The 17475-nt window shown below is 70.6% G+C and carries 16 protein-coding genes; 13 read left to right on the top strand and 3 right to left on the bottom strand.

Annotated features, from left to right (window positions below; all coding sequences use genetic code 11):
- Positions 1-10: 10 nt before the first annotated feature.
- Entirely contained in the window at positions 11-1558 is a 1548-nt protein-coding gene (locus tag ACR2FV_RS14685) for a leucyl aminopeptidase (protein ID WP_434016441.1), read from the bottom strand.
- Positions 1559-1688: 130 nt separating this feature from the next.
- Here ACR2FV_RS14685 and gcvT point away from each other — a divergent pair, with 130 nt between their 5' ends.
- Complete coding sequence (gene gcvT, locus ACR2FV_RS14680) at positions 1689-2795, top strand: glycine cleavage system aminomethyltransferase GcvT (RefSeq protein WP_434016440.1); 1107 nt, start codon at positions 1689-1691, stop codon at positions 2793-2795.
- 17 nt (positions 2796-2812) lie between these two features.
- Entirely contained in the window at positions 2813-3028 is a 216-nt protein-coding gene (locus ACR2FV_RS14675) for a hypothetical protein (RefSeq protein WP_434016439.1), read from the top strand.
- 12 nt (positions 3029-3040) lie between these two features.
- On the opposite strand, the gene ACR2FV_RS14670 is transcribed toward ACR2FV_RS14675, so the two are convergent.
- Positions 3041-3619 (bottom strand): DUF3043 domain-containing protein, encoded by a 579-nt coding sequence (locus tag ACR2FV_RS14670; RefSeq protein ID WP_434016438.1) that lies wholly within the window; start codon positions 3617-3619, stop codon positions 3041-3043.
- A 105-nt stretch (positions 3620-3724) separates the two neighbouring features.
- On the opposite strand from ACR2FV_RS14670, the gene ACR2FV_RS14665 reads away from it, so the two are divergent.
- From ACR2FV_RS14665 to ACR2FV_RS14615, 11 genes are all read left to right on the top strand, one after another.
- On the top strand, positions 3725-5137 hold the full coding sequence (locus tag ACR2FV_RS14665) for a dipeptidase (RefSeq protein ID WP_434016437.1): 1413 nt from the start codon (positions 3725-3727) through the stop codon (positions 5135-5137).
- A gap of 4 nt (positions 5138-5141) precedes the next feature.
- Positions 5142-6161, top strand: a complete 1020-nt coding sequence (locus ACR2FV_RS14660; protein ID WP_434016436.1) for a glutathione S-transferase family protein — start codon at positions 5142-5144, stop codon at positions 6159-6161.
- Between the two features lie 73 nt (positions 6162-6234).
- Entirely contained in the window at positions 6235-7365 is a 1131-nt protein-coding gene (gene trpS / locus ACR2FV_RS14655) for a tryptophan--tRNA ligase (protein ID WP_434016435.1), read from the top strand.
- A gap of 45 nt (positions 7366-7410) precedes the next feature.
- A complete protein-coding gene (locus ACR2FV_RS14650) occupies positions 7411-8520 on the top strand; it encodes a glycerate kinase (RefSeq protein WP_434016434.1) in 1110 nt (369 codons plus the stop codon).
- Positions 8521-8601: 81 nt separating this feature from the next.
- Positions 8602-8964 (top strand): HesB/IscA family protein, encoded by a 363-nt coding sequence (locus ACR2FV_RS14645; protein WP_434016433.1) that lies wholly within the window; start codon positions 8602-8604, stop codon positions 8962-8964.
- 22 nt (positions 8965-8986) lie between these two features.
- Entirely contained in the window at positions 8987-9970 is a 984-nt protein-coding gene (locus ACR2FV_RS14640) for a carbohydrate kinase family protein (RefSeq protein ID WP_434016432.1), read from the top strand.
- Between the two features lie 10 nt (positions 9971-9980).
- Positions 9981-10670: a leucyl/phenylalanyl-tRNA--protein transferase gene (aat, locus tag ACR2FV_RS14635; RefSeq protein ID WP_434016431.1), complete on the top strand. Its 690-nt coding sequence runs from the start codon at positions 9981-9983 to the stop codon at positions 10668-10670.
- Positions 10671-10803: 133 nt separating this feature from the next.
- On the top strand, positions 10804-11637 hold the full coding sequence (gene ctaC, locus ACR2FV_RS14630) for an aa3-type cytochrome oxidase subunit II (protein WP_434016430.1): 834 nt from the start codon (positions 10804-10806) through the stop codon (positions 11635-11637).
- A complete protein-coding gene (gene ctaD, locus ACR2FV_RS14625; protein WP_434016429.1) occupies positions 11637-13439 on the top strand; it encodes an aa3-type cytochrome oxidase subunit I in 1803 nt (600 codons plus the stop codon). The genes ctaC and ctaD overlap by 1 nt, the downstream gene beginning before the upstream one ends.
- Positions 13436-13837 carry a cytochrome c oxidase subunit 4 gene (locus tag ACR2FV_RS14620; RefSeq protein ID WP_434016428.1) on the top strand — a complete coding sequence of 134 codons (402 nt, stop codon included), beginning with the start codon at positions 13436-13438 and terminating at the stop codon, positions 13835-13837. Before ctaD ends, ACR2FV_RS14620 begins: the two co-directional genes overlap by 4 nt.
- 178 nt (positions 13838-14015) lie before the next feature.
- The gene (locus tag ACR2FV_RS14615; RefSeq protein ID WP_434016427.1) at positions 14016-17132 is read left to right on the top strand and encodes an FAD-binding and (Fe-S)-binding domain-containing protein; all 3117 of its coding nucleotides are present in this window, start codon (positions 14016-14018) and stop codon (positions 17130-17132) included.
- Here ACR2FV_RS14615 and ACR2FV_RS14610 read toward each other — a convergent pair.
- A complete protein-coding gene (locus ACR2FV_RS14610; protein WP_434016426.1) occupies positions 17129-17467 on the bottom strand; it encodes a metallopeptidase family protein in 339 nt (112 codons plus the stop codon). The two genes, ACR2FV_RS14615 and ACR2FV_RS14610, sit on opposite strands and share 4 nt — an antisense overlap.
- Positions 17468-17475: the final 8 nt, after the last annotated feature.

The raw sequence follows: 17475 nt of genomic DNA, 5'->3' as shown, positions 1-17475 counted from the left end.
GTGCAGGGTGTCAGCGGGCGTAGGAGCGGGCCAGCTCGATCAGCGTGCGCACGCCGGCGCCCGTGCCGCCTTTGGGGGTGTAGCCGTAGGCCGACGCGTCGTTGAACGCCGGACCCGCGATGTCGAGGTGTGCCCAGGGCAGCTGCTGGCCGTCGGAGCCCTTGCCGACGAACTCGGCCAGGAACGTCGCCGCGACCATCGCCCCGGCGGACTTCTCGCCGGTGTGCTTCAGGTCGGCCACCGGGGAGTCCATCGTGGGGCGCAGCTCCTCCAACAGCGGCAGCGTCCACGCGGGCTCGCCGACAGCCTGGGCGCCCGCCCGCACCTGGGCGGTCAGTTCCTCGTCGTTGCTCATCACGCCAAGGGTGCGCTCACCCAGGGCCACGACCGCGGCCCCGGTCAGGGTGGCGACGTCGACGATCGCATCCGGGGTCTGCTCGCTGGCCAGCGCCAGCCCGTCGGCCATCACCAGTCGGCCCTCGGCGTCGGTGTTGATGATCTCCACCGAGGTGCCGCCCCGCATGGTGACTACGTCACCGGGACGCTGGGCCAGGTCGCCGGTCATATTCTCCGCGAGGCACAGATAGCCGGTGACCGCGACGGGGACCTTGAGCTCGGCCAGGGCGAGCACAGCACCGGCCACGGCGGCGGCCCCGCCCATATCGCACTTCATGGTGACCATCGACGCCCCGGGCTTCAGGCACAGCCCGCCGGAGTCGAAGGTGATGCCCTTGCCGACGAACGCCAGCCGGGCGCGGGCCCGGATCGGGGCGTAGGTCAACGTCACCAGACGCGGGCCGCGCCCCGATCCCTGTCCGACGCCGAGGATGCCTCCGCACCCCTCGTCCTGCAGCTTCGCCTCGTCCCAGACCTCGACCTTGACCTTGCCGCTGCCCTGTGTCGCACGGCGGCTCACCGACTCCGCGAACGACTCGGGATAGAGCACGTTGGGCGGCGTGTTGACCAGGTCCCGGGCGTAGCGCACGGCCGCGACGACCGCCTCCACCCGGGCGATCACCGCCTTGCCGTCCGCCGAGCGTGCCTTGAGGCCGTGGACGTAAGCGGTGCCCAGCGGCGCCTTGGCCTTCGCGGTCTTGCCGGTGCCGTAGAAGGTCTGGAAGGAGTAGCCGCCCAGCAGCGCCCCCTCGGCGACCGCCGCGACCGTCTCGGGTGAGCTCGCTCCGAGAGCGAAGACCGCTTCGGCAGTGCCCGCCAGGGCTCGAGCGCCGGTGCCGGCGGCGCGGCGCAGCCGCTCCTTGGTGTCCGGTCGCTGCGGGCCGCGGGCCGCCGTCGGGTCGGCTCCGATGCCGACGACGACGACCAGCGCAGCCTTGACCCCGGCGACCGAGCTCAGCCGGATCACCTCGTCGGTGTGGCCGGTGGCACCCACGGCGCGCAAGGCGGTGTCGACGGCAGCGGCGACGCCGCGGGGCAGGCCATGGCCCTCGCGCAGACGGCACCCGTCCCCGACCTCGCAGGAGACCAGCACGAGCGCATCGGTCCGAATGCCGGCGGGGCTTGCGTCGGTCAGCTGCAGCTGGGTCTGTGGTGAGTGCATACAAAATCCTCGATCTTCAGGTGGACGAGACACCCCGGAGAGGTGCTCGTGAGGTCACGGTCACTGCGCCCGAGAGTAGCCGCCCTCGTGGACGGGCACCCGATGAGGCGCTCGCGATAGTCTCGACCGCATGAGCGACGACGCGACGAGGGTGTCCCCCCTGCACCAACGGCACCAGGCGCTGGGAGCCAAGATGGCCGACTTCGGGGGGTGGTCGATGCCGGTGGAGTACCCCGGGGGTGGGGTCGTCCGTGAGCACACCGCCGTGCGGGAGCGGGTGGGACTGTTCGACGTCTCCCACCTGGGCAAGGCTGTCGTGCGCGGACCGGAGGCGCGCGACTTCGTCAACGCCTGCCTGACCAACGACCTGGACCGGATCGAGCCGGGGCAGGCGCAATACACGATGTGCTGTGCCGACGACGGGGGTGTGCTCGATGACCTGATCGCCTACCTCGTCTCCGAGGACGAGGTCTTCCTGATCCCCAACGCCGCCAACACCGCGACCGTGGTCCAGCGGCTGCGCGACGCCGCCCCCGACGGGGTGGAGGTGAGCGACGAGCACACCGGGCACGCCGTGCTCGCGGTCCAGGGTCCGCGCAGCGAGGAAGTGTTGCGGGCCCTCGGGCTGCCGGTGGACCTGTCCTTCATGAGCTTCGTCGACGCCTCCTGGCAGGGGCAGACCGTGCGGGTATGCCGTACCGGCTACACCGGCGAGCGTGGCTTCGAGCTGGTGCCGGCGTGGGGTGACGCCGAGGCGGTCTGGGACGCGCTGTCCGAGGCGGCCGCGAGCCTCGAGGGGCTGCCGTGCGGGCTCGGCGCGCGCGACACCCTGCGCACCGAGATGGGCTACGCCCTGCACGGCAACGACCTCGGGCCCGACATCACCCCGGTGATGGCCCGCACCGTGTGGGCCGTGGGCTGGGACAAGCCCACGTTCTGGGGCAAGGACGTGCTCACGCGGGAGCGAGCGGCCAAGAGTGGCCCGCTGGCCCGTGGGCTGCGCCTCACCGGCCGGGGCATCCCCCGCGCCGGGTGCACCGTGCTCGACGCTCAGGGCGAGGCGGTGGGCGAGGTCACCTCGGGCACGTTCTCCCCGACCCTGCGGCACGGGATCGCGCTGGCGCTCCTGGACCGCGCGGTCAAGGAGGGGGACGCCGTCGAGGTCGACGTGCGCGGTCGGCGACTGTCGGCGCAGGTGGTCAAGCCCCCGTTCGTCGAGGCGCACACCACGACCTGAGCCCTACCCTGGTCGGCATGGACACCGCATACACCTGGACCTGCCTGGACGCTGCCGGCGCGTCGATGACCGACCCGGACCCGGCGAGCGGTGCGTTCCCGGACCAGGCGGAGGCCGAGGCCTACGTTGGTCAGGAGTGGGAGGCGCTCGCCGCCGCGGGGGTGGAGGCGGTCACGCTGTGCTACGGCACCGAGGTGGTCTACGGCCCGATGAGCCTGCGCCCGGCCACCTGATCGGGCCCCGACTCAGCGGCGGCGCGGCTCGTCGCCGCGCTCGAGCGCGGGCCGCGGAATGCGCGACCTGCGCATCTGGAAGGCGCGCAGCACGACGTAGGACGCCGAGCCGCGGGGCGGCTCCTCGCCGAAGATCTGCGGGATCTTGGCCTTGGTGCGCTTCCAGAGCACGATGGAGTCGACCAGCCCGAACAGGATCAGGCCGTAGGCCGCCGCGAACATGGCGATCTGCACACCCGGCACGTTGATCAGCGAGCCGACCAGGATGAGCAGCATGGTGGGCAGCAGGATCTCGCCGATGTTCCAGCGGCTGTCCACGATGTCCCGCAGGTAACGCTTGACCGGTCCCTTGTCGCGGGGGCCGAGGTAGGCCTCGTCGCCGCGCATCATGGCCTGGCGGGACTTGGCCCGTGCCACCTTGCGCTTGGCCTTGTCCTCGCGGCTCGCGCCCCTGGTGTCGGCCACCAGCGGGCGACGCCGAGCGGCCTCGGAGTCCCGGCGCTTCGGGGTCGGGTGACCCTTGCCAACCCGGGTCGTGGTGGGCGCCGGGCCGGCGTCGGCGACGGGCTCGGACTTCTTGCGCGAGAACACCACCCCACTGTATGCCGTGTGCGGGGTCCGCCGTGCCGGTCCAAGGCAGAGCTGCGCCGAGCTCACCGGCGCAGGCATCCTTGCGTCATCGGTACAGTCGGGGCCGTGAGCGAATCTGCAACCGACTCCTCGACGCTGCCGCAGGACCGCGGCCTGTCCCGGTCCCGACGTGCCGAGCTCGCCGAGCGGGTCGGCACGCTGATGCCGGGGGTGCGCGCCGATCTGGAGTCGCTGAGCGCGATCCCGTCGGTGTCCCTGAACTCCTTCGACCAGCGCCACGTCGAGGACAGCGCACAGGCCGTGGCCGACCTGCTGCGGGCCGAGGGCCTGACAGTGCGGATCGTCCGCGAGGGTGGCCGCCCGGCCGTGATCGGACACCTCGACGGGCCGGCCGAAACGCCGACGGTGCTGCTCTATGCCCACCACGACGTGCAGCCGCCGGGTGACGATGCCGACTGGGACACCCCGCCGTTCGAGCCCACCCCCCGCGGCGAGCGGATCTACGGCCGCGGCGTCGCGGACGACAAGGCCGGGGTGATGGCCCACGTGGCTGCGCTGCGTGCGCACGGTGGGCGTCCGCCGGTGGGGGTCACGGTGTTCGTCGAGGGCGAGGAGGAGATCGGCTCCGCCAGTCTCCCCGCGCTGCTGGAGGCGCACGGCGAGGACCTACGGGCCGAGGCGATCGTGCTGGCCGACTCGCACAACTGGAAGGTCGGCGTGCCCGCCCTGACCACCACGCTGCGGGGGCTGGTCCGGGTCGTGGTCAGCGTGCGGGCCCTGGACCACGGGGTGCACTCCGGGATGTACGGCGGGGCGGTCCCCGACGGACTGACCGCGATGTGCCGGCTGCTGTCCAGCCTGCACGACGACGCCGGCGACGTGGCGGTGCCGGGTCTGTTGATGTCCGAGGCGGCGGAGCTGGACTACACCGAGGAGGACCTGCGGGCCGACTCCGGGCTGACCGAGGGGGCCCGGCCGATCGGCACCGGGTCGCTGCTGTCCCGGATGTGGACCAAGCCGTCGATGACCGTGATCGGCATCGACGCACCCTCGGTGGCGACGGCCGCCAACCTGCTCACCCCCGTCGGGCGGGCCAAGCTGTCGATGCGCATCCACCCCGACCAGGAGCCGGCGACCGCATACCAGGCGCTGCGTGACCATCTGCTGGCGCACGCGCCGTGGGGGTGCCGGGTCGAGGTCGAGCTGGAGGACGACGGTCCGGGCTTCGCGGCGCAGGCCGACGGGCCGGTCTATGCCCAGGCGCGGGCCGCGTTCGAGGATGCCTGGGGCGTGGCGCCGGTCGACATCGGCGTCGGCGGGTCGATTCCGTTCGTGGCCAGCTTCGCGCAGCGCTTCCCGGACGCGGCGATTCTGGTGACCGGAGTCGAGGACCCCGACACCCGCGCCCACGCCGCCAACGAGAGCCTGCATCTCGGCGAGTTCGAGCGGGTGTGCCTCGCCGAGGCGCTGCTGCTGGAGCGGCTGTCCCTGACCGGCGATGAGACCCCACAGGAGTGAGCTGATGGCACAGACCGGATACGTCGAGACGAGCTTCGAGCGCGACACCCGCTACCTCCCCGACCGGATCACCGCCGACGGCGAGCCCAGCGGGTATGCCGTCGAGCCCGGCCGTTACCGCCTGGTCGTCAGCCGGGCCTGCCCGTGGGCGCACCGCACGGTCATCTCCCGGCGGCTGCTGGGGCTGGAGGACGCGTTGTCGATGGGCATCTGCGGGCCGGTGCACGACGAGCAGAGCTGGACCTTCGACCTGGACCCCGGCCAGGTCGACCCCGTGCTGGGCATCCCCCTGCTCAAGGACGCCTACGAGGCGCGGCCCGACGGCTACAAGCCGGGGGTCACCGTCCCCGCGATCGTGGAGATCGCGACCGGTCAGGTCGTCACCAACGACTTCCGGCAGATCACCGAGGACTTCGCCACCAAGTGGAGCGCGCTGCACCGCAACCAGGCCCCGGACCTCTACCCCGAGGCGCTGCGCGCGGAGATCGACGAGGTGGCCCAGCAGATCTACGAGGACGTCAACAACGGGGTCTACCGGTGTGGTTTCGCCGGCGAGCAGGGGGCCTACGAGCAGGCCTACCACCGGCTGTTCGACCGCCTCGACCGGGTCTCCGAGCGGCTGGAGGCCCGGCGCTACCTGGTGGGTGAGCACATTACGGAGGCCGACATCCGGTTGTTCACGACCCTGGTCCGTTTCGACGCGGTCTACCACGGACACTTCAAGTGCAACCGGTCCAAGCTGAGCGAGATGCCGGTGCTGTGGGCCTACGCGCGGGACCTGTTCCAGACGCCCGGCTTCGGCGACACGGTGCACTTCGGCCAGATCAAGGCGCACTACTACGCCACGCACCGGGACGTGAACCCGACCGGGGTGGTCCCGCTCGGCCCGGACACCTCCGGCTGGCTGACCGTGCACCGGCGCGAGGAGCTGGGCGGCTCACCGTTCGGTGAGGGCACCGCGCCCGGCCCGGTCGTCGAGGACGAGGCCATCCCATCGGACGCCAACCCGCTCGTCTCCTCCTGAGTCCGAGCCATCGGCTGGATCGGTCAGGTGCACAATCGGGCCGGTCGGGACGGGTGCCGTAACCTAGGCCGGCGTGACCACAGACACCCAGGCGAGCCCGCACGACGCCGTCGGTGACTCGCTCGCCGAGGCGACCTCTGACGCGTCGTTGCAGCGCACCGTGGCGCGGTCGGCGCAGATCGAGCAGGAGATCACGGCCGACCCGGCACGGTTCCGGGTGCTCACCGGCGACCGGCCGACCGGCAACCTGCACCTCGGCCATTACTTCGGCACGCTGGCCAACCGGGTCGCCCTGCAGCGCCGCGGCGTCGACACGTTCCTGGTGGTCGCCGACTACCAGGTGATCGCCGACCGGGACGGCGTCGGTCCGATCCGCGAGCGCGTGCTCTCGCTGATGGCCGACTACCTGGCGATCGGGCTCGATCCTGAGCGCACCACCATCTTCACGCACTCCTCGATCCCCGAGCTCAACCAGCTGATGCTGCCCTTCCTGTCGTTGGTCACCGACGCCGAGCTGCGCCGCAACCCGACGGTCAAGGCCGAGGCCGACGCGACCGGCGGCCGCCCCATGTCGGGGTTGCTGCTGACCTACCCGGTGCACCAGGCGGCCGACATCCTGTTCTGCAACGCCAACCTGGTGCCGGTGGGCAAGGACCAGCTGCCGCACCTGGAGCAGGCCCGGGTCGTGGCCCGGCGCTTCGACGAGCGCTACGGCCGGGCGCAGTCTGACCGGCCGGTCTTCCGGGCACCGGAGGCGCTGCTGTCCGGAGCCGCCAACCTGCTCGGCACCGACGGGCACAAGATGAGCAAGTCGCGGCACAACACCATCGAGATCGGGATGGACGCCGACACCACGGCGGCCGTGCTCAAGAAGGCGGTGACCGACTCCGACCGCCAGATCACCTACGACCCGGCCGGCCGGCCCGAGGTCTCCAACCTCGTACTACTGGCTGCGCTCGCGAGCGGGCGGGACCCGCACGAGGTCGCCGCGGAGATCGGTGACGGCGGTGGGGGCGCGCTGAAGCGGGTCGTGACCGAGGCGGTCAACGAGCAGTTCGCCCCCATCCGGGCGCGCCGCACCGAGCTGGCCGACGACCCGGCATACCTGCAGCAGATCCTCACCCAGGGCAACGCGCGCGCCGGCGAGGTGGCCCGGCAGACTCTCGACCAGGTGCGTGCCGCCATGCGGATGCAGTACGCGTGAGCACGCGGTCGTGGACCACCCGGTGAAGCACGAGGACGGTGCCGCGTGCGCGTGCTGATCGTGGCCGACCGGTTCGGCGATGAGCTCGGCGCGCCCGGCGCGGGTGAGGCTCTGGCGCGGGGGTGGCGACGGCAGGCACCGCACGACCTGGTGGAGGTGCACCCGTTGTCCGACGGCGGGCCGGGCTTCCTGGACGCGGTCGCCCACCTGCCCGGGGTGAGCACGGTGCCCGTGGTCGTCCACGGACCGAGCGGGACGGAGGTCCCCGCACAGATCGCGGTGCGCGACGGCGCCGTGCGCACCGCATACCTGGACGCCTCGCACGCGGCCGGGCGGCACCTCGTGGACGCGGCGGGGCTGGCGCAGCCCGACCGGCTGAGCAGTGCCGGCGTCGGCGCGCTGCTGCTCGCCGCGCGGGAGCAGGCGCCGGACCGGATCGTGCTGGGCGTCGGCGACCTGGCCTGTCACGACGGGGGCCTGGGACTGCTGCAGGCACTCGGGGCCGGGGATGACCTCGCCCATCTACAGGACGTGGTGCAGGCCTGGCATGGGGTGTCCCTGGTGCTGGCGACCGCGACCGGGGCGCCGCTGACCGGCTTCCACGGGGCCAGCGCCGCGTTGGGCAGCGAGCACGGCCTCCCCGCGCCGGTCACCCAGCAGCTGGAGCGGCAGATCGGTGAGCTGACCGAGCGGGTCCAGCGCGCGCTGCCGACCCCGAGGGACCTGCTCACGGGGGTGCCACGGCGGCCCGAGCGGGAGCCCGGGGCGGGGGCCGGGGGAGGGGTGGGATATGCCGTGCAGCTGCTGGGCGCGCGGACCGAGCCCGGGGCCCGGCTGCTGCTGGAGGACACGGGGTTGCGGGCCCGGCTGGCCGGCACACTGGTGGTGCCGGCCACCGGGTGCTACGACTGGCGGACCGTGCACGACGGCGTGGTCGCCGAGACGGCGAGCGCCGCTCTGCAGGTCGCCGTCCCGACCGTGGTGCTGGCCGGGGAGGTCATGGTCGGGCGCCGTGAGGGGATGTCGTTGGGGATCAGCGGCAGCTACGGCCGCCGCGCGGGGGAGGACCTGAGCGACCTGGCCGCACGGGTCGCGCGCACCTGGTCGCCGCCGCCGACACCCGACATACCAGGAGCACCTCCGGACCCGGCGTAGGCTGGTACAGCGGGAACAAGTTCTCGGCTGCGGGGCGTTCCCCGACAGCACCACCCCCGAGACGATGAGGATCGAGCAGCGATGAGCGTTCAGGACACTCAGACCGACACCCAGACCGGGCACGGCGTCGTGCTCACCGACCTGGCCGCAGGCAAGGTCAGGAGTCTGCTGGAACAGGAGGGCCGTGACGACCTGCGGCTGCGGATCGGCGTGCAGCCTGGTGGGTGCTCGGGACTGATCTACCAGCTCTACTTCGACGAGCGCAATCTCGACGGTGACCTGATGCGCGACTTCGACGGGGTCGAGGTGGTCGTGGACCGGATGAGCTCCCCCTACCTCGACGGCGCGACCATCGACTTCGCCGACACGATCGAGAAGCAGGGCTTCACCATCGACAACCCCAACGCGGGCAGCTCCTGTGCCTGCGGGGACTCCTTCAGCTGACTCAGCGGGTAGGTTGCCCCGCATGAAGCTCGCCGTCTGCGGATCCATCGCCACCGACCACCTGATGACCTATGACGGCCGGTTCGCCGAGTCGCTGGTCCCCGAGGAGCTGGACAAGATCTCGGTGTCCTTCCTCGTCGACGACCTGCAGGTCCGCCGGGGCGGCATCGCGCCCAACGTGTGCTTCGGGATGGCCCAGCTGGGCCATCACCCGCTGCTGGTCGGCGCCGTCGGGGAGGACTTCGCGGCATACCGGTCCTGGCTGGAGCGGCATGGGGTGAGCTGTGAGCACGTGCACGTGTCGCAGATGCTGCACACCGCCCGGTTCGTCGTCACCACGGACCGTGACATGGCCCAGATCGCGTCCTTCTACGCCGGCGCGATGAGCGAGGCCCGCACGATCGAGCTCGGCCCGATCGTGGACAGCGTCGGTGGCCTCGACCTCGTATTGATCAGCCCGGACGACCCGCAAGCCATGCTGCGGCACAGCGCCGAGTGCCGCACCCGGGGCCTGCCGTTCGCGGCCGACCCCTCGCAACAGCTCAACGTCATGGACGGTGAGTCGATCCGCCGGCTGGTCGACGGGGCGACCTACCTGTTCACCAACGACTACGAGGCCACGCTCACCGAGCGCCGCACCGGCTGGGACGCGCAGGAGGTCATGCGCCGGGTGGGCACCCGGGTCATCACCCGAGGCAAGGACGGCGTCAGCGTGCTCGGCAGCGACGCCGAGCCGATCCACGTCCCCGCGGTGCTGGACGTGCACCCGGTCGACCCGACCGGCGTGGGCGACGGGTTCCGCGCCGGGTTCCTGTCCGGGCTGGCCTGGGGCCTGGGTCACGAGCGGTGCGCCCAGCTCGGCGCCGTCCTGGCCTCCTACGTGCTGGAGACCGTGGGAACACAGGAGTACGACATGAGCGCTGACGCGTTCCTGGACCGCTTCGAGCGGACCTACGGCACCGACGCGGTGGCCGAGGTGGCCCCGCACCTGGGCAGCGACGGCTGACGCTGCTGGTATGCCGATCCAGCCGCCGCCGACCGTGTGGCGGATGAGCGCAGTCGGTGCAGCCGATGGCGAGGACCTGGTCGGCGTCGGCGCCGACCTGGAGCCGGGGACCCTGCTGGCCGCCTACCGCGCCGGGCTGTTCCCGATGGGAGTGGGGTCGGCCGGGGCAGCGCCGATGGGCTGGTGGTCCCCCGACCCCCGCGGGGTGATGCTGCCCGGCGACCTGCACGTCAGCCGGTCGCTGCAACGCGCACAGCGGCACTGCGAGATCAGGGTGGACACCGCCTTCGAGGACGTGGTGCGGCACTGTGCCGACGCGAGCCGGCCGGGCGCCTGGATCACCGCGCCGCTGCGCCGGGCCTACGGGTTGCTGCACCAGCTCGGCTGGGCCCACTCGGTCGAGACCTGGCGGGACGGGCAGCTCGTCGGGGGACTGTACGGCGTCGCGATCGGCGGACTGTTCGCCGGGGAGTCGATGTTTCACCACACCCGGGACGCCTCGAAGGTGGCCCTCGTCGGGCTGGTGGAGCACCTGTCCACCCACTCCGCCGGGACGGGCTGGGCTGTGGACGTGCAGTGGCAGACCGGGCACCTGGCCCGGATGGGGGTGCGAGAGGTGCGGCGCACGGCATACCTGGCGCTGGTGGAGCAGCTGGTGGACGGGCCTTCGCGCTGGCCAGAGCCCCGAGACACGGGCTGACCCACCCGGCACCGGGCCGGGGTAGCGCGGGGTACGCTTGAGCAGACGGTCTAGGTGACGACAGTAGAGGTGTGCTTTGCATTCGCGTGCTGATCAGGCTCGGAGTCGGCGGCGCCCGGCGCGCCGCCTGCCCGTGGCGTTGACCGCCGTGATCATGGCCCTCCTGCTCTCCGGGTGTGGGACCGCAGCAGTGCGCGGCTACCTGCCCGAGCCGGTCACCGAGAACGGCCAGCCCATCATCGACTTCTGGAACGCCACCTGGATCGCGGCGCTGGCCGTCGGCGTGCTGGTCTGGGGGCTGATCCTGTGGTGCATGGTGGCCTACCGCCGCCGCGGCGAGGACGACCCGCTGCCGCCGCAGATCCGCTACAACGTGCCGTTGGAGATCCTCTACACCGTCGTCCCCGTCCTCATGGTGGCCGTGCTCTTCGGCAAGACGGTCGAGCTGGAGAACGACCTGATCAGCACCGACGAGGAGCCCGAGGTCGTGGTCAACGTCATCGGCAAGAAGTGGTCCTGGGACTTCAACTACGTCAACGAGGACGTCTTCGTCCCCGGGCAGCGGCCGGAGAACATGGATGCGGGTGAGCCAGGTGTGCCCGAGACCCTGCCCCGGATGGTGCTCCCCGTCGACACGCGGGTGGAGTTCGTGCTCACCGCCCGCGACGTCATCCACTCCTTCTGGGTCCCGCAGTTCCTGCAGAAGCTGGATGTCATCCCTGGGCGGGTCAACAAGTTCCAGGTGGTGACCACCGAGGAGGGGACCTTCGAGGGCAAGTGCGCCGAGCTGTGCGGGGCCTACCACTCCCAGATGCTGTTCGAGGTCGATGTGGTGTCGCAGGAGGAGTACCAGCAATTCGTCGACGACCTCGAGGCGTCGGGCAACACGGGGCAGCTGGGCAACGACCTGAATCTCTACCCACTACAACCCGACCAAGTCGACAAGCTGCCGGAGGGGAGCAACTGATGGCCACGATCGTCCGGCCGGACACCGAGGCGCCTCCGGACCCGCAGACACCCAGGCCGCGGCACAGTCCCAGCCTGGGCACGATGTTCGTCAAGGTCATCACGACCACCGACCACAAGATCATCGGCAACCTCTACTTCGTCACCTCCTTCGTGTGGTTCCTCATCGGTGGGGTGCTGGCCCTGATCATCCGGGCCGAGCTCTACGTCCCTGGTCTGCAGGTCGTCGACAACGGCGAGCAGTACAACCAGATGTTCACCATGCACGGCACGATCATGCTCCTGCTGTTCGCGACGCCGCTGTTCGCGGCGTTCGGCAACGCGCTGATGCCGTTGCAGATCGGCGCACCGGACGTGTCCTTCCCGCGGCTCAACATGTTTGCCTACTGGCTCTACCTGTTCGGCGGCCTCATCGCCGGCGCGGGATTCGTGGCTCCCGGTGGCGCGGCGTCGTTCGGCTGGTTCGCCTACCAGCCGCTGGCCGGCCCGGCGCACAGTGCGGGCATGGGCGGCGACCTGTGGGTGATGGGGCTGGGTCTGGCCGGCTTCGGCACCATCCTCGGCTCGGTCAACTTCATCACGACCATCATCTGCATGCGGGCACCGGGGATGACGATGTTCCGTATGCCGATGTTCACCTGGACGGTGCTGATCACCTCACTGCTCGTGATCATGGTCTTCCCCGTGCTGGCCGCCGCTCTCTTCGGGGTGGCCGCCGACCGCATCCTGGGAGCCCAGGTCTTCGACCCGGCCCACGGCGGTGCCCTGCTGTGGCAGCACCTGTTCTGGTTCTTCGGCCACCCCGAGGTCTACATCATCGCGCTGCCGTTCTTCGGGCTGATCTCCGAGATCCTCCCGGTGTTCAGCCGCAAGCCACTGTTCGGCTACAAGACCCTGGTCTTCGCCACGATCGCCATCGCCGCGCTGTCCATCAGCGTCTGGGCCCACCACATGTACGCCACCGGTGATGTGCTGCTGCCGTTCTTCGCGATCATGACCATGCTCATCGCCGTGCCGACCGGGGTGAAGTTCTTCAACTGGATCGGCACGATGTGGGGCGGCACGATCGTCTACGCCACCCCGATGATCTGGGCGATCGGCTTCCTGGTCACCTTCCTCTTCGGTGGACTGACCGGCGTCATCCTGTCCAGCCCGGCGCTGGACTTCCACCTGTCCGACTCCTACTTCGTGGTGGCACACTTCCACTACGTGGTGTTCGGCACGGTGGTGTTCGCGATGTTCGCTGGGTTCTACTTCTGGTGGCCCAAGCTCACCGGGCACATGCTCAACGAGACGCTGGGCAAGATCCACTTCTGGCTGCTGTTCATCGGCTTCCACGGGACCTTCTTGATCCAGCACTGGCTGGGTGTCTACGGCATGCCGCGGCGGTATGCCGACTACCTGCCCGAGGACGACTTCACCCTGCTCAACCAGATTTCCACGGTGTTCGCGTTCATCCTGGGCATCTCCACCCTGTTCTTCATGTACAACGTGTGGCAATCCTTCCGGACGCCCAAAGTAGAGGGCGACGACCCCTGGGGCTACGGCATGTCGCTGGAGTGGGCGACGTCCTGCCCGCCGCCGCGGCACAACTTCGAGACCATCCCGCGGATCCGCTCCGAGCGCCCTGCCTTCGACCTGCACCACCCCACGGTGGGCACGCTGGAGAAGGCGGAGCCCGACAAGCAGACCTTGGAGCGACTGCTCGGCGGTCCGAATACCGACCACAACGGTCACACAGGGACGGTCAACGGTGGCGACACCGGCCGTTCCCGGGGTCGACCGGGGGAGCCGCAGTCATGAAGAGCGAGGCGCGGCTGTTCGGCTTTCTTGTCCCCTTCTGCATCATGGCGGCGATGGCCTACACCTATTTCACCGGCGGGAAGGAGTGGGTGGGCATCGTCGGGATCACCCTCGTGGCCGCGTTGTCCGGGTTCATCGCGTTCTACCTGTGGCTCGTCAGTCGCAAGCTGGACCCGCGTCCGGAGGATCGGCTGGACGGCGAGATCGCGGAGCAGGCCGGTGACTACGGCTTCTTCAGCCCCTACTCCTGGTGGCCGCTGTGGCTGGGCCTGTCCTGTGCGGCGCTCTTCCTCGGGGTGGCCATCGGCTGGTGGATGGTGATCATCTCCGCGCCGCTCGTGGCGCTGGCCACCGTCGGGTGGACCTTCGAGTACTTCCGGGGCGAGAAGGCCGTCTAAGCCTCCTGCAGATCAGGCCCTCAGGGTCGCACTGCGACGCAGGACCGACTGTGTTCGCTGCGACAGGTGCCCGAGCGGCTTCTATGTTGGGGGCTGAGGGCACACACCACCAGGCGCCGGGGCGGACATCCGAGCAACACGGCACCCTGCGCGGGCCACACAGCGAGGGAGCGCCACGATGACGACGACCCAGGAGACGGGCGCGCGGACGGACACCGAGGGGCTGGAAGGGGCGCTGCGCGAGCGGGTGGACGGGGAGGTGCGCTTCGACGCGGGCTCGCGCGCGGCATACTCGACCGATGCCTCGGCCTACCGAGAGGTGCCGATCGGCGTGGTCATCCCGCGCACGCAGCAAGCGGTGATGGACACGGTGTCGGTATGCCGTGAGTACGGTCTGCCGGTGCTGTCCCGGGGCGGAGGGACCAGCCTGGCCGGTCAGTGCACCAACACCGCAGTGGTGCTGGACTTCTCCAAGTACTGCAACCGGCTGATCTCGGTGGACACCGAGGCGCGGCGCTGTGTGGTCGAGCCAGGGATCGTGCTGGACGACCTCAACCGCCAGCTCGCCCCGCACGGGCTGCGCTTCGGACCCGAGCCGTCTACCCACCCCAACTGCACCCTGGGCGGGATGATCGGCAACAACGCCTGCGGAGCCAGCGCCCAGCGCACCGGAAAAGTGGTCGACAACGTGCCGGGCCTGGACGTCCTGCTCTATGACGGCACCCGCTTCTGGTGCGGCCCCACCAGCGACGAGGAGTACGTCTCGATCGCGCGAGGAGGGGATCGGAAGGCCGAGGTCTACCAAGGGCTGCGGCGGCTCCGCGATGACTACGCCGACCGGATCCGTGAGCGCTTCCCGGAGATCCCCCGGCGGGTGTCCGGTTACAACCTGGACTCCTTGTTGCCTGAGCACGACTTCGACGTGGCCGGGACACTGGTCGGTAGCGAGGGCACCCTGGTCACCGTGCTGCAGGCCGAGCTGGACCTGATCCCGGTCCTGCCGCACCGCACCCTGGTGATCCTGGGCTACCCTGACGTGGCCACCGCGGCCGACGCTGTCCCGCTCCTGCTCGAGCACGAGCCGGTGGCGCTGGAGGGCCTGGACCGCTACCTGCTGGCCGCCCAACGTCACAAGCAGATGAACCAGGACGCGCTGGCCATGCTGCCGGAGGGGCAGGGCTTCTTGATGGTTCAGTTCGCGGCGGCCGACAAGGGCGAGGCGGACCGGGCGGCGCAGGCGATGTGCGATGCGGTGGAGCGCTCCGAATGGGCACCCAGCCAGAAGGTGTTCACCGTACCCGAGCGGCTGGACAAGATCTGGACGGTCCGCGAGTCGGGCCTGGGCGCGACCGCGCACATGGAGGGGGAGCCGGACACCTGGCCCGGCTGGGAGGACTCCGCCGTCGCGCCGGAGCGGCTCGGGGACTACCTACGCGACCTCAAGGCGCTGTTCGAGGAGTTCGACCTCACGAGCGAGGTGGGGCCCTCGACCTACGGCCACTTCGGCCAGGGGTGCGTGCACACGCGGATCCCCTTCGACCTTTACACCTCCCCCGGGGTGCAGGACTACCGACGCTTCCTGGAGCGAGCGGCCGACCTGGTGGTCTCCTACCGCGGCTCGCTGTCCGGGGAGCACGGTGACGGGCAGGCCCGCGGCGAGCTGCTGGAGCGGATGTTCGGGGAGGAGATTGTGCATGCCTTCGGCGAGCTCAAGGCGATCCTGGACCCGGACAACCGGATGAACCCGGGCAAGGTGGTCCACCCCCGGCCCCTCGACCGCAACCTGCGGCTGAGTGGCAGCTGGTCGCCGAAGGAGCCCCAGCGGCTGTTCTTCGGCTTCCCCGACGACAACGGCTCGTTCGTCCAGGCGGCCAACCGGTGCGTCGGCGTCGGCCGGTGTCGCCAGCTGAGCACCGAGCACGAGGAGGTGATGTGCCCCTCCTACCAGGTCACGCGGGACGAGCAGCACTCCACGCGAGGGCGGGCCCGGTTGCTCTTCGAGATGATGCAGGGGCACCCGGACACGCCGGTCCAGGACGGCTGGCGCTCCACCGAGGTCAAGGAGGCTCTGGACCTGTGCCTGGCCTGCAAGGGGTGTATGTCGGACTGCCCGGCCGATGTGGACATGGCGACCTACAAGGCGGAGTTCCTGGCGCACCACTACGAGGGTCGGCTGCGGCCCCGGGCCGACTACGCGCTGGGGGCGCTGCCGCTGGTCACCCAGATCGTCGGGCGGATCCCCGGCGCGGCAAGTGTGGTCAACGCGCTGAGCCATGCTCCGCTGCTGGCCCGCTACGGGCCGCCGCTCGCGGGCCTGGAGCCCCGGGAGGTGCCGCTGTTCGCCGGCGAGAGCCTGCAGGGGTGGTGGTCCCGGCGGGGACCGCGGGGCTCGGGAGAGCGCGGGACGGTGCTGTTGTGGCCGGATACCTTCACCAACGCGTTCGAGCCGCACGTCGGTCAGGCCGCGGTCGCGGTGCTGGAGGACGCAGGCTGGCGGGTCGACATCCCCACCGAGCCCTTGTGCTGTGGTCTGACCTGGATCTCCACGGGGCAGCTGAGCACCGCCAAGTTGGTCCTGCGGCGCACGCTGGACCGACTGGCCGAGCACGTGCAGACGGGCGGCTGGGTGGTGGGTCTGGAGCCGAGCTGCACCGCGGTGTTCCGGCACGATGCGGGTGACCTGTTCGCTGGGGACGAGGATGCACAGCGCGTCAAGGAGGCGACGCTGACGCTGGCCGAGCTGCTGACCGAGCACACCCCCGGGTGGGAGCCTCCCCGACTGGACGCCGACGAGCGGGTGCAGGCGATGGCCCAGGTGCACTGCCACCAGCACGCCGTCATGGGCTGGGACGCCGACGCGCGGCTGCTCGAGGCTGCGGGAGTGGACGTCGACCGGCTGGGCTCGGGGTGTTGTGGGCTGGCCGGCAACTTCGGCTTCACGGCCGGACACGGTGAGGTGAGCGAGGCGTGTGCCGAGCGGGTGCTGCTCCCGGCCGTTCGAGGGGCTGATGAGCAGGCCGTGGTGTTGGCCGACGGCTTCTCCTGCCGCACCCAGATCCACGGGCTCGACAGCGCCGGCCGGGAGGCGGTGCATCTGGCCGAGCTGCTGGCCGCGGGCCTGTCGAGGCGGGACCAGGGCGCGGCCACACTCGGGGGGCAGATGACGCGACCGGAGCAACTGCTGGCGGTGCGACCCGAGACCCCGGGCCTGCTGGCCGGGCTGGGTGCCCTGGCGGGCGTCGCGGTGGTGGCCCTCGGTGTCGGCACCATCGTTCGGCGACTGCTGACCCGTTAGCCCCAGCCCAGCTCGTGCAACCGATCGTCCTCGATGCCGAAGTGGTGGGCGATCTCGTGCACGACGGTCACCGCGATCTCCTCCAGCAGCTCCTCCCGTGACTCGCACATCCTGCTCAGCGGTCCGCGGTAGAGGGTGATGCGGTCGGGCAGAGCGCCACCCCAGTCATCCCGCTCGGTCAACGGCACCCCGTCGTAGAGGCCGAGCAGCTCGGGCTCATCGGGAGCCGGCTCGTCCTCCACGAGGAACACGACGTTGTCGACCAGCCCCATCAGCTCAGGTGGTACCTCATCGAGCGCGTCCGCCACGGCGTCTTCGAACTCCTCCTCGGTCATCGAGGCAG

It is taken from the genome of Ornithinimicrobium sp., assembly GCF_051004135.1.
Taxonomy (GTDB): Bacteria; Actinomycetota; Actinomycetes; order Actinomycetales; family Dermatophilaceae; genus Ornithinicoccus.
Note: the sequence above shows the minus strand (reverse complement) of the source record. Positions and strands in the feature narration are given on the sequence as shown.

Excerpts from the sequence above, each read along its gene's own strand:
- ACR2FV_RS14685 (WP_434016441.1), bottom strand. The coding sequence starts at position 1,558 with ATGCACTCACCACAGACCCAGCTGCAGCTGACCGACGCAAGCCCCGCC.
- gcvT (WP_434016440.1), top strand. The coding sequence starts at position 1,689 with ATGAGCGACGACGCGACGAGGGTGTCCCCCCTGCACCAACGGCACCAG.
- ACR2FV_RS14675 (WP_434016439.1), top strand. The coding sequence starts at position 2,813 with ATGGACACCGCATACACCTGGACCTGCCTGGACGCTGCCGGCGCGTCG.
- ACR2FV_RS14660 (WP_434016436.1), top strand. The coding sequence starts at position 5,142 with ATGGCACAGACCGGATACGTCGAGACGAGCTTCGAGCGCGACACCCGC.
- ACR2FV_RS14645 (WP_434016433.1), top strand. The coding sequence starts at position 8,602 with ATGAGCGTTCAGGACACTCAGACCGACACCCAGACCGGGCACGGCGTC.
- ACR2FV_RS14640 (WP_434016432.1), top strand. The coding sequence starts at position 8,987 with ATGAAGCTCGCCGTCTGCGGATCCATCGCCACCGACCACCTGATGACC.
- aat (WP_434016431.1), top strand. The coding sequence starts at position 9,981 with ATGCCGATCCAGCCGCCGCCGACCGTGTGGCGGATGAGCGCAGTCGGT.
- ctaD (WP_434016429.1), top strand. The coding sequence starts at position 11,637 with ATGGCCACGATCGTCCGGCCGGACACCGAGGCGCCTCCGGACCCGCAG.
- ACR2FV_RS14620 (WP_434016428.1), top strand. The coding sequence starts at position 13,436 with ATGAAGAGCGAGGCGCGGCTGTTCGGCTTTCTTGTCCCCTTCTGCATC.
- ACR2FV_RS14615 (WP_434016427.1), top strand. The coding sequence starts at position 14,016 with ATGACGACGACCCAGGAGACGGGCGCGCGGACGGACACCGAGGGGCTG.
- ACR2FV_RS14610 (WP_434016426.1), bottom strand. The coding sequence starts at position 17,467 with ATGACCGAGGAGGAGTTCGAAGACGCCGTGGCGGACGCGCTCGATGAG.